Here is a 12,329-nt window from a genome sequence, read left to right on the forward strand (position 1 = left end):
ATTATCTGTTTGATTCCTTTTGCTAAAAATAACAGAGATACGGATAAGTGACAACAACAAATATAGATGAGAATAATGGATATAAAAAAAGGGTCGCGACAGCGACCCTTTTTTATATTAAAATTTAGAATTAGTTAACTCTAAAAGTAACTCTTCTTACCAATTGTCTCGCTTCAGCACTGCTCTTATCAACAGAAGCATCTTCACCATCACCATTATAGGTTAAGCGACTAGCATCGATTCCTGCAGCTACTAATACATCATTGACCATTTTAGCACGACGTTCTGATAATGTCTTATTGTATTCTGGATTTCCAATTTCATCAGCAAAACCTGTGAGTGTTGCAGAGGCACTTGGATTATCTTTCATGTATTGTACAATAGTATTCATAGCTCCTAGAGAATAGGTAGTTGGTTTAGTACTGTTAAATCTAAAGTACACATTTACATAACCTTCATTGATCAGTTGCTTGATCAAATTCTTATTGTTTCCATTATTTCTTGCGATAATGTTTTTTAAGTCAGAGGAAGATACATAACGTGTATCTAATCCACTTTCCATATCATCTGGAATACCATTTTTATTTAAATCAATAGCTCGACCTTTATTGTCAACTCTTACACCACTTTCTGTAGTATTATCTCTATCTAAATAATTAGGCACACCATCTTGATCATCATCACCATTTTCAGTTGCCATTTTATCCATCGCAGCCGCTATATCATCTAATCTTGCCTCCATATCGTTTGGAGCATAATCAATAGACATAGCTCCTTCTCCTAAGGCAAAAGATATTCCTACTGAGGCATTTACTAACATTCCGTCAAATCCTCTAGTTTCCGAAACCGAAAATCCATCAAAAGCTCTATCTTGTCTAACATGTCCGATCACAGATAAATCTGCAAATACAGAGATGGCATTCGTAATTCTGTATTCAGGTGTTATACCTGCTTGAAAGTTTAACATATGATCTAGGTCGTCGTTAGAACTGCTATAGTCCAATCCGGAAACTCCCATACCACCATGTACTAGTAGCCCAAGTCTTTCACTTATAGCATCAAGACCGATCAAGTTTCTTGCGTTAACAACTCCTTCCAAAGTAACTCTGTAATAATTAGTTTGAAAATCTAGACTTTCTGTATCACCTTCAAATCTATTGTAACCTAGATCTAGATTAAAACCAAATTTTTCATTCACCATATATCTTATACCTAGATCCATTTGAAACAAGTCAGGCGTGTTCGTGAAATACCCTGGTGTAAATAAACTCACTGGCATATGAACTCCACCAGCTAAATCAAGGGACCATTGTTTAAAGGTAGAATTTTCATTAGAATCTGATGACATGGAATCATTTGTCTGTGCAAATGATGCTAGTCCACACATCAGTAACGTTATTGTAAATATTTTTTTCATAATAGTTGTTTACTTGCTTTTAAAATGCAAATATATGCATATAATAAAAACTCTTATCTTTTAAGTCTTTTAAATTTATGATAAATGTTTATTTCTTATAAGTCATATGGTTTCAAGTTACATCTTATTTTATGAGATATAACTTATTGTTTAAGGTAATTTTGTGCTAGTTCTTAGCAATGCGTATTTAGGTGGATGACCACCTTTTAAACTGATTCTATAAATTGTAAGTATGTGTTTATTAAAATTAATTTAGAATCTTAAGATTTTTGTTCATGTCAAAAAGTATTTTAATAACTGGTGGTGCTGGTTTTATAGGTTCTCATGTAGTAAGATGGTTTGTGAAAAAGTATCCTGAATACTCGATATATAATTTGGATGCTCTTACTTACGCAGGTAATTTGGAAAACTTGAAGGATGTAGATACGGCAGCTAATTATTCTTTTTTGAAAGCTGATATTTGTGACGCGGTTGAAATGGATAGGTTGTTTAAGCTTTACAAGTTTGATGCTGTAATTCATTTAGCAGCAGAGTCACATGTGGATAGATCTATAAAAGATCCATTGTCTTTTGCAAAAACAAATATTTTGGGAACTTTAAATTTATTGGAATCTTTTAAAAAATATTCTGATTATCAATCTGGTTTGTTTTATCATATAAGTACGGATGAAGTCTACGGTACTTTAGGAGAAAAAGGTTTATTTACAGAGTCTACTTCTTACGATCCTAATTCTCCTTATTCTGCTTCAAAGGCCAGTTCTGATCATTTTGTACGAGCCTATGGAGAAACATATGGTATGCCATTTGTCATTTCTAATTGTTCTAATAATTATGGTTCTTTCCAGTTTCCAGAAAAATTAATTCCTTTATTTATAAATAACATAGTTAATTCAAAACCATTACCTGTTTATGGTGATGGAAATTATACGCGGGATTGGTTATTTGTTGAAGACCATGCAAATGCTATCGATGTTGTTTTTCATCAAGGAAAAATAGGAGAGACCTATAATATAGGAGGACACAATGAGTGGAAAAACATAGATCTTATAAAACTGCTTTGTTCTAAAATGGATACCTACCTCGATAGACCTAAAGGGGAAAGTGAGAAATTGATCACTTTTGTAAAAGATAGGCCAGGTCATGATCTTAGATACGCTATCGACGCATCAAAAATATCCAAAGAATTGAATTGGCAACCATCCTTAAAGTTCGAAGAAGGCTTAGATAGAACTATCGAGTGGTATTTAAATAATCAAGAGTGGTTGGAAAGTGTAACTTCTGGTGCCTATAAGAATTACTATAACAAACAATATTCATAATATGAAAGGTATAATTCTAGCCGGTGGATCGGGCACAAGATTACATCCATTAACACTTGCCGTAAGTAAGCAATTATTGCCTGTTTATGATAAGCCTATGATTTATTATCCTCTTTCTGTGCTGATGTTAGCAAATATTAGGGAGATATTAATTATTTCTACACCTGTAGATTTGCCTAACTTTAAGAGTCTTCTAGGAGATGGATCTGATTTTGGAGTTCAATTATCCTATAAAGAGCAACCTAGTCCTGATGGATTAGCCCAAGCATTTATTTTAGGCGAAGAGTTTATAGGGAATGATCCGGTCGCTTTAGTGCTAGGAGATAATATTTTTTATGGTTCAGGATTTCAAAATAAACTTAAAGATGCTGTAGAACAAGTATCCAAGAACAATAAAGCTGTAGTTTTTGGTAATTATGTAAAGGATCCAGAAAGGTATGGTGTGGCCGATTTTGATAAAGAAGGAAAAGTGACATCAATTGAAGAAAAGCCTGAACATCCAAAATCAAATTATGCAGTGGTAGGATTGTACTTTTATCCTAATTCAGTTATTGAGGTAGCAAAAAAATTAAATCCTTCAAAAAGAGGAGAATTAGAAATTACTTCTGTAAATCAATTCTATTTAGAGAAAGACGCTCTAGAAATGCAAATCTTGAGTAGAGGTTTTGCATGGTTAGATACAGGTACTCATGAAGCCTTAACAGAGGCCACAGAATTTGTAAAAGCAGTAGAAAAGAGAACTGGTCTAAAGATCGCATGTATTGAAGAAATTGCGCTAAATAACAAATGGATTGAAGAAGAGGTGTTGAGAAAGAAAATAGCTCATTTAAAAGGTGATTATTACCATTACCTCAAAAATATCATTTCAAAAAGCTAATGTACTTAATGGAACAGGATTGGTAAGACCTTAGAAATACAAAATCAGTTGATGTCATTAGAGACTTAATGGAGTATGGGATGAACGTTACTGTGCACGATCCTATTGCAAAACCAGAAGAGGTTTTTCGTGAATATGGTTTGAAATGCGATAATAAATTAAAGAAACAAAAATACGATGCCATTGTTCTTACGGTTAGTCATTCTCTATATACTTCACTGGATCTAAAAGAATGTAGGAATAATAATGCTGTAGTGTATGATGTTAAGAGTATTTTAGGTAACTTTGTTAACCAAAGTTTATAGTATGAAAATTAAAAACATTTGCTGCATAGGTGCAGGTTACGTGGGTGGTCCTACCATGACTATGATCGCTGCAAAATGTCCAGATATAAAAGTAAATGTGGTGGATATCAATAAAAGCAGGATTGCTGCCTGGAACGATCCTAATGTTGAAAATATTCCGATCTATGAGCCTGGTTTGTCCGATTTAGTGGCTCAAACTAGAGATCACAACCTATTTTTTTCTACAGACGTAGATGCCGCTATTGCTGCTGCTGATATGATTTTTATTTCTGTCAATACGCCTACAAAAACCTATGGGGTAGGCAAAGGAATGGCTGCAGATCTTAAATATATAGAGCTTTGCGCTAGACAAATAGCATCAGTAGCTACTAGTGATAAAATAATTGTAGAAAAATCTACATTACCAGTTAGAACGGCCGAAGCATTGAGAAGTATCCTGGATAACACCGGTAATGGAGTGCATTTTGACATTTTATCTAATCCAGAATTTCTGGCAGAAGGAACTGCTGTTTCAGATTTGTTGAATCCAGATCGTGTTTTAATAGGAGGAGAAGATACAGAGAGAGGTAAAAAGGCGCAACAGGCTTTAGTGGATGTTTATGCCAATTGGGTTCCTAAAGAGCAAATATTAACTACAAATGTGTGGTCTTCAGAGCTTTCTAAGCTAACTGCAAATGCGTTTTTAGCGCAACGAGTAAGCAGTATTAACGCACTTTCAGAGCTTTGTGAAGTGACCGAGGCAGATATCGGTGAGGTAGCAAGAGCTATAGGAACCGATTCTAGAATAGGTCCTAAGTTTTTAAAAGCCTCTGTAGGTTTTGGTGGATCTTGTTTTCAGAAAGATATACTGAACTTGGTTTATATAGCGCAAACCTATGGATTGCAAGAAGTGGCCGATTATTGGGAACAGGTGATTATCATGAACGATCATCAAAAACGTAGATTTGCTAAGAAAATAGTAAAAACACTTTTTAATACGGTTTCTGGTAAAAAGATTGCCATCTTAGGCTGGGCGTTTAAGAAAGATACCAACGATACTAGAGAGTCGGCTGCTATTTATGTAGCTGATTATTTATTAAATGAGCAGGCAGAAATTACCGTTTACGATCCTAAAGTTACGGCCCAGCAAATTTATAACGATCTAGATTACTTAGGGACCAGATCCGGTGAAGAAAACAGAAGGCTTTTAAAAGTGGTTGAAACACCTTTACAGGCTGTTGAAGATGCACACGCAACAGCTATCCTAACGGAGTGGAATGAATTCATAAATTACGACTGGAAAGAAGTCTATGACCTTATGCTAAAGCCAGCATTTTTATTTGATGGTCGTATGATTTTAAATCAACAGGATGTAGAAAAAATAGGCTTTGATGTGTATACTATAGGTAAAGGTTAATTTTAAACAAAAAAATATAAAGGACTTGAGTAAAACAAAAGTATTAGTAACAGGCGCAGCAGGATTTATAGGTAGTAATTTATCTGAGCATTTAGTAAATAATGGTTACGATGTTGTTGCCTTAGATAATCTAGCAACTGGTCATAAAAAAAATATCGAGCATCTGCTAGAATGTTCAAATTTTGAATTTATTCAAGGAGATATTAGAAATATTGATGATTGTAAAAAGTCAGTAAAAGGCTGTGATTATGTGTTGCATCAGGCAGCTTTGGGTAGTGTTCCTAGGTCCATTAAAGATCCAGTGACCAGTAACGATGTCAATGTAGGCGGATTTCTTAATATGCTGGTAGCTTGTAAAGAAGAAGGTGTGAATAAAATGGTTTATGCAGCAAGCTCCTCTACTTATGGAGACTCAAAAGCTTTGCCTAAAGTAGAAGATAATATAGGTAAACCACTTTCTCCTTATGCGATTACCAAATATGTAAATGAGTTGTATGCAGATGTTTTTTATAAAACATATGGACTGAATACGGTAGGGCTGCGTTACTTTAATGTCTTTGGACGCAAACAAGACCCTAATGGAGCTTATGCTGCGGTTATTCCTTTGTTTACTAAACAATTAATGAACAAACAATCACCTACGATCAATGGAGATGGCACCTACTCTAGAGATTTTACTTATATTGATAATGTCATTCAGGCAAACGTTAAAGCCATGCTATCAGAAAATCCAGATGCAGAGAATGCGGTGTTCAATGTGGCTTATGGAGATCGCACTGATTTAAACATGCTCGTTAGCTTGCTTAAAGAATCATTGTCTGTAAAAGATAAAGACATTGAAAAAGTAGAAATAAACTACGGTCCATTGCGTGCTGGTGATGTTCCTCATTCCTTAGCATCTATTGATAAAGCAAAAACACTATTGGGTTATGATCCTCAATTTGATTTAAAAGCAGGATTAGATCAAGCCGTAGACTGGTATTGGACTAACTTATAATATAAAGTAAACGCTTTCGCGAAAGCGGACTAATTAAAGAACATTAATAATGAATAAAAAAATAGCAATTATAGGGCTAGGCTACGTGGGTTTGCCATTAGCTAGATTGTTTGCAACTAAATACGATGTAGTTGGTTTTGATATCAATCAATCTAGAGTGGATGAGTTGATGACTGGAGTGGACAGTACTCTAGAGGTTGAGAATGATGTTCTAAAAGCAGTTCTTAAAACAAGCAACGATTCTCGTCTAGGTTTGTACTGCACTACTGATGTTGAGGATATTGAAAAAGCAAATGTTTATATTGTTACTGTTCCTACACCAGTAGATAAAAATAACAGACCTATTCTAACACCTCTGTATAAAGCGAGTGAGACAGTAGCAAAAGTTCTTAAAAAGGGAGATATTGTTGTATATGAATCAACCGTTTATCCAGGAGCAACGGAAGAGGAATGTGTTCCTGTACTTGAAAAAGTAAGCGGCTTGGTATATAATGAAGATTTTTATGTAGGATATTCTCCAGAACGAATCAATCCAGGAGATAAAAAACATACGGTAGAAAAAATATTGAAAGTGACCTCTGGAAGTACTCCAGAAATAGGAAAACAGGTAGATGCTTTATACAAGGAGGTAATAACTGCTGGTACGCATTTAGCGCCAACCATAAAAGTTGCTGAAGCCGCTAAAGTTATAGAAAATGCTCAAAGAGACATTAATATAGCCTTTGTAAACGAGTTAGCAAAAATCTTTAATAAGTTGGACATTAATACGCATGACGTTTTAGAAGCTGCCGGTACAAAGTGGAACTTTTTACCATTTACTCCAGGATTAGTTGGTGGGCATTGTATAGGAGTGGATCCGTATTATTTGGCTCAAAAGGCTCAAGAAGTAGGTTATCATCCAGAAATTATACTTGCTGGAAGACGTATGAATGATAGTATGGGGTCATACGTAGCAAGCGAAGTTGTGAAATTAATGCTTGCAAAAGATATTCCAGTAAAAGGTTCAAAAATATTAATGCTTGGTATTACTTTTAAGGAAAATTGTCCTGACGTGCGTAATACCAAAGTTGTAGATGTAATTTCAAATTTAAAGGATTATGGAATTGATGTTTCCGTTTACGATCCATTAGCAAACCCTGAAGAAGTGATGTATGAATATCAAGTTACTTCGGTTAATGAATTACCAAAAGACAGGTTTGATGGAGTAGTTCATGCCGTTTCTCACAAAGAATTTAATCACTTAAATTTTGAATCTATTTCAAAACAGAATAGTATTATTTATGATGTTAAAGGGTCGTTAAAATTAAATGTTGATGGTAAATTATAATAATGAAAAAGAATATTCTTGTTACTGGTGCAGCTGGATTTATAGGTTATCATCTTTGTAAAAGGTTGGTGAAAGAAGGATACTTTGTACTAGGTCTTGATAATATAAATGATTATTACGATACTAATTTAAAGTATGATAGGTTACTTCAGTTGGGTATTTCAACAAAAAAAGCTACAGTGTTCAATGAAATAACGGGAAGCACCTTATTTGCTGATATGTTTTTTATTAGAATGAACTTAGAAGATAAAATAGAATTACCTAAGCTTTTTAAAAATCATGAATTTGAAGTTGTATGTAATTTAGCAGCTCAAGCTGGAGTGCGATATTCTTTAGAGAATCCTATGGCTTATATAGATAGTAATATTATAGGCTTTATGAATCTTTTAGAATGTTGTAGACACGCTAAAATAAAACGATTAGTTTACGCTAGTAGTTCTAGCGTATATGGTAATACAAAAAATGTTCCATTTAATGAAAATCATATTGTAGATCATCCTGTAAGTTTATATGCCGCCACTAAAAAATCTAATGAATTAATGGCGCATACCTATAGTAACTTATATCATATTGAAACTATTGGTTTAAGATTTTTTACGGTTTATGGTCCCTGGGGACGTCCAGACATGGCTATGTTTCTATTTACAGAGGCTATTTTAAATAACAAACCTATTAAAGTATTTAATAATGGAAATCTATCAAGAGACTTTACATATATAGATGATATTATTGATGGAGTTTACAAAACACTTCATACGCCGCTCAAGGTTAATTATAACATTTTAAATATAGGTAACAGTAGACCTGTTAAATTAATGGAGTTTATTAAAACCATTGAAGATAATATAGGAAAGAAAGCAATTAAAAAAATGATGCCCATGCAGCCAGGAGATGTAAATAAAACATGGGCAGATACGGATGATATTAATGAGTTAGTTGGATACAAGCCAAAAACTAACGTGAATGAAGGAGTATCCAGTTTTATCAAATGGTATTTAGAATATTTTAATTTTAATCAGGAACTCATAAATCATGATGTTTAATCAATTAAGAAATAATGTGATTTTAATAACTGGTGGTGCTGGTTTTATAGGGTCACATGTGGTACGCAGATTTGTAAATCAGTATCCAAATAAACATATTTATAATCTAGATTCTTTGACGTACGCAGGAAATTTAGAGAACCTAAAAGACATAGAAACTGCTCCCAATTATACATTTGTAAAAGGAGATATTACAGACGTTGCGTTCATAGAAGATTTATTTAAAAGTTATCGGTTTACTGGAGTAGTGCATCTTGCAGCAGAATCTCATGTCGATCGCTCTATTACTGATCCAGTAAGCTTTGTGATGACTAATGTGGTAGGAACAGTCAACTTATTGAATGCTTTTAAATCTATTTGGAAAGACGATTTTAAAGGTAAACGTTTTTATCATGTAAGTACAGATGAGGTTTATGGAAGTCTGGGAGAATCTGGCTTATTTACAGAAACAACATCGTATGATCCTAATTCACCTTACTCTGCTTCTAAAGCAAGTTCAGACCATTTTGTTAGAGCTTATGGAGAAACATACGGGATGCCTTATGTAATTTCTAATTGCTCAAACAACTATGGGCCTAACCATTTTCCAGAAAAGTTAATTCCATTATTTATAAATAACATCATCAATGAAAAGCCATTGCCTGTTTATGGTGATGGTAATTATACAAGAGATTGGTTATACGTCATCGATCATGCAGTAGCTATCGATCTAGCTTTTCATACAGGAAAAAACGGCGAAACTTACAATATAGGCGGCTTTAATGAGTGGAAAAACATTGATTTGGTTCAATTACTTTGTTCCCTCATGGATAAAAAACTGAATCGACCGACTGGTAAATCTGCCCATTTAATTACCTATGTAAAAGATAGACCAGGTCACGATTTGCGCTATGCGATTGATGCCAGCAAAATAAATCAAGAATTGGGTTGGAAACCATCCGTTACTTTTGAAGAAGGGCTGGAAAAAACCATTGACTGGTATTTAGGCAATCAAGAATGGCTGGACCAGGTCACTAGTGGTGATTACCAAGAGTATTATATAAAGCAATATACGTAACAACTACGCTTTTTTATTTATTTTGCTTTCGCGAAAGCGTAACAAAAAAGTTGTTGTAATAAAAAGAACTAGTACAAAAAATAATAGTCGCACTGAGCTTGTCAAAGTGTTGCTTTATTTATTAGTAGAAACATTAAAAAATGAATGTCCATAAAACGAAGATCAAAGATTGTTTTTTACTAGAGCCTCAACTTTTTAAGGATGATCGTGGTTTTTTCATGGAAAGTTTTAATGCAAGAACATTTAAAAAGCTTACTAGATTAGAAGTTAATTTTGTTCAGGATAATATGTCCCAATCAAATTACGGAGTAATACGCGGTTTGCACGCACAACGTGGTGAACACGCACAGGCAAAATTAGTAAGTGTTTTAGAGGGAGAAGTGTTAGATGTAGCAGTAGATTTGCGTGCAGATTCAAATACTTATGGAAATGTGGTGACTGCAATTTTAAATACAGAAAACAGGCACCAGCTTTTTGTACCTCGTGGTTGTTTTCACGGATTTGCAGTATTAAGTAAAACAGCTACATTTTTTTATAAATGCGATAATTTTTACAACAAAGAGGCAGATTATGGCGTTCGTCATGATGAAACGTCATTTCAAATAGACTGGAAAATACCAGTGGACCAAAGAGTTTTATCAGAAAAAGACCTAAATTTACCTACTTTGGTACAATTAAAATAGGATTATGAAAGGAATTATACTTGCCGGTGGTTCAGGTACACGATTGCATCCTCTTACTCATGTAGTGTCTAAGCAGTTACTACCCATATATGATAAACCGATGATTTATTATCCCTTAAGTGTTTTGATGCTTGCTGGTATCAAAGAGGTTTTGATTATATCTACACCCCTAGACTTACCTAATTTTGAACGTCTTTTTGGTGATGGGTCATATTTAGGCATGAAAATATCCTATGCCGTGCAGCCATCTCCAGATGGACTAGCGCAAGCCTTTATTATAGGAGAAGAATTTATTGCAGATGACGATGTTTGTTTGGTTTTAGGAGATAATATTTTTTATGGTGCAGGTCTACAACGCATGTTACAGCGTTCCATAGAGAATACTAAGGAAGAAAAGGCAACCGTTTTTGGCTATTATGTAGAAGATCCAGAACGCTATGGAGTGGCAGATTTTGATGCAGATGGAAATGTTATAAGTATTGAAGAGAAACCAGAAGCTCCTAAAAGCAATTATGCTGTGGTAGGATTGTATTTTTACCCTAATTCTGTTATTAAGGTGGCTAAAAATGTAAAACCATCACATCGTGGTGAGCTAGAAATTACCAGTGTAAACGCTACTTATCTGGAACAGAATAACTTAAAACTAGAGATCATGAGTCGTGGATTTGCCTGGTTAGATACAGGAACACATGAAGCACTTACTGAGGCGACAGAATTTGTTAAAGCCATAGAAAAACGTACCTCTTTAAAAATCGCCTGTATAGAAGAGATTGCTTATCGCATGAACTTTATAAATAAAGAACAATTACGTCAACTGGCTGAGCCTTTAGTGAAGAGTGGTTATGGAGGATATTTGAATAATTTAATTAATTAATAGAATTTTAGAAATGAATCTAAAAGATAAATCGATACTTATAACTGGAGGAACAGGCTCTTTAGGTAAAGCACTTACTTCACATATTTTGAAGCATTATGATGATGTGAAAAAAATTATAATATTCTCACGCGACGAGCAAAAACAATTTGTAATGGCTCAAGAATATCCTGTGTCGCAATATCCGCAGTTGAGATTTTTCATTGGAGATATAAGGGATATTGATCGTTTAAAAAGAGCATTTAAAGGTGTTGATTATATCATCCATGCAGCTGCTATGAAACATGTTCCTATAGCTGAGTACAATCCTATGGAATGTGTGAAGACGAATATTATGGGTGCAGAAAATGTGATAAACGCAGCTTTGGAAACTGAAGTTACTAGAGTAGTAGCATTATCTACCGATAAGGCTGCAGCTCCTGTAAATTTATACGGAGCTACTAAATTGGCGTCAGACAAATTATTTGTAGCTGCAAATAATATTGCTGGCTGGAATCCTATTAAATTCAGTGTGGTACGTTATGGTAACGTGATGGGAAGTAATGGATCTGTAATCCCATTTTTTCTCAATAAGAAAAAAGAAGGAGTTTTACCTATCACCTCTACAGACATGACACGTTTTAATATTTCACTACAAGGTGGAGTAGATATGGTTATGCATGCATTGGAACACGCTTGGGGCGGTGAGATATTTGTTCCTAAAATTCCGTCTTACCGCATCACTGATGTTGCTGAAGCGATAGGTCCAGAATGTGAGCATCCAGTAGTAGGAATACGTCCAGGAGAAAAAATTCATGAAGAAATGATCACTTCTTCAGATAGTTATTATACGTATGATTTAGGTCGATATTACACGATTTTACCTGCAACTCATAAGTGGAAACTGGAAGAGTTTATAGAGAAACACAACGCAAAACAAGTAGCACCAGAATTTAAGTATAATAGTGGTGAAAATGACGATTGGGATACGGTAGATACGTTACGTAAATTAATCGTAGAGCACGTTGACGCAGATTTCAAAGTATAAATTTCAA

General features: G+C 34.4%; 11 protein-coding genes and 1 pseudogene. 11 read left to right on the forward strand and 1 reads right to left on the reverse strand.

All coding sequences use genetic code 11. The features are described 5' to 3' along the window. Nucleotides 1-130: 130 nt before the first annotated feature. Nucleotides 131-1,417 (reverse strand): OmpA family protein, encoded by a 1,287-nt coding sequence (locus ACTF54_RS12250; protein ID WP_438969464.1) that lies wholly within the window; start codon nt 1,415-1,417, stop codon nt 131-133. A gap of 275 nt (nt 1,418-1,692) precedes the next feature. Between ACTF54_RS12250 and rfbB (ACTF54_RS12255) the strand changes: the two genes are divergently transcribed. The 11 genes and pseudogenes from rfbB (ACTF54_RS12255) to pseB all read left to right on the forward strand — a co-directional run bounded on the left by rfbB (ACTF54_RS12255) (nt 1,693) and on the right by pseB (nt 12,322). Further along, on the forward strand, nt 1,693-2,736 hold the full coding sequence (gene rfbB, locus ACTF54_RS12255) for a dTDP-glucose 4,6-dehydratase (RefSeq protein ID WP_347197408.1): 1,044 nt from the start codon (nt 1,693-1,695) through the stop codon (nt 2,734-2,736). Nucleotide 2,737: 1 nt separating this feature from the next. Next, nucleotides 2,738-3,613 carry a glucose-1-phosphate thymidylyltransferase RfbA gene (gene rfbA / locus ACTF54_RS12260; protein ID WP_438969465.1) on the forward strand — a complete coding sequence of 292 codons (876 nt, stop codon included), beginning with the start codon at nt 2,738-2,740 and terminating at the stop codon, nt 3,611-3,613. 38 nt (nt 3,614-3,651) lie between these two features. Further along, a pseudogene (locus ACTF54_RS12265) lies at nt 3,652-3,918 on the forward strand (UDP binding domain-containing protein); the annotation flags it as partial. A gap of 1 nt (nt 3,919) precedes the next feature. Continuing rightward, nucleotides 3,920-5,314, forward strand: coding sequence for a nucleotide sugar dehydrogenase (locus ACTF54_RS12270; protein ID WP_438969466.1), 1,395 nt, complete (start codon nt 3,920-3,922; stop codon nt 5,312-5,314). A gap of 16 nt (nt 5,315-5,330) precedes the next feature. Beyond that, a complete protein-coding gene (locus ACTF54_RS12275) occupies nt 5,331-6,311 on the forward strand; it encodes an SDR family oxidoreductase (RefSeq protein WP_438969489.1) in 981 nt (326 codons plus the stop codon). Between the two features lie 49 nt (nt 6,312-6,360). Further along, the gene (locus ACTF54_RS12280) at nt 6,361-7,638 is read left to right on the forward strand and encodes a nucleotide sugar dehydrogenase (protein WP_438969467.1); all 1,278 of its coding nucleotides are present in this window, start codon (nt 6,361-6,363) and stop codon (nt 7,636-7,638) included. Nucleotides 7,639-7,640: 2 nt separating this feature from the next. Next, a complete protein-coding gene (locus ACTF54_RS12285) occupies nt 7,641-8,681 on the forward strand; it encodes an NAD-dependent epimerase (RefSeq protein WP_438969468.1) in 1,041 nt (346 codons plus the stop codon). Then, nucleotides 8,671-9,738 carry a dTDP-glucose 4,6-dehydratase gene (gene rfbB / locus ACTF54_RS12290; protein ID WP_438969469.1) on the forward strand — a complete coding sequence of 356 codons (1,068 nt, stop codon included), beginning with the start codon at nt 8,671-8,673 and terminating at the stop codon, nt 9,736-9,738. The genes ACTF54_RS12285 and rfbB (ACTF54_RS12290) overlap by 11 nt, the downstream gene beginning before the upstream one ends. Before the next feature lie 140 nt (nt 9,739-9,878). Then, nucleotides 9,879-10,421: a dTDP-4-dehydrorhamnose 3,5-epimerase gene (gene rfbC / locus ACTF54_RS12295; protein ID WP_438969470.1), complete on the forward strand. Its 543-nt coding sequence runs from the start codon at nt 9,879-9,881 to the stop codon at nt 10,419-10,421. A gap of 4 nt (nt 10,422-10,425) precedes the next feature. After that, on the forward strand, nt 10,426-11,295 hold the full coding sequence (rfbA, locus tag ACTF54_RS12300; RefSeq protein ID WP_438969471.1) for a glucose-1-phosphate thymidylyltransferase RfbA: 870 nt from the start codon (nt 10,426-10,428) through the stop codon (nt 11,293-11,295). A 13-nt stretch (nt 11,296-11,308) separates the two neighbouring features. Then, complete coding sequence (gene pseB, locus ACTF54_RS12305; protein WP_438969472.1) at nt 11,309-12,322, forward strand: UDP-N-acetylglucosamine 4,6-dehydratase (inverting); 1,014 nt, start codon at nt 11,309-11,311, stop codon at nt 12,320-12,322. Nucleotides 12,323-12,329 lie beyond the last annotated feature (7 nt).

It is taken from the genome of Nonlabens sp. (genome assembly GCF_965657255.1).
Lineage (GTDB): Bacteria > Bacteroidota > Bacteroidia > Flavobacteriales > Flavobacteriaceae > Nonlabens.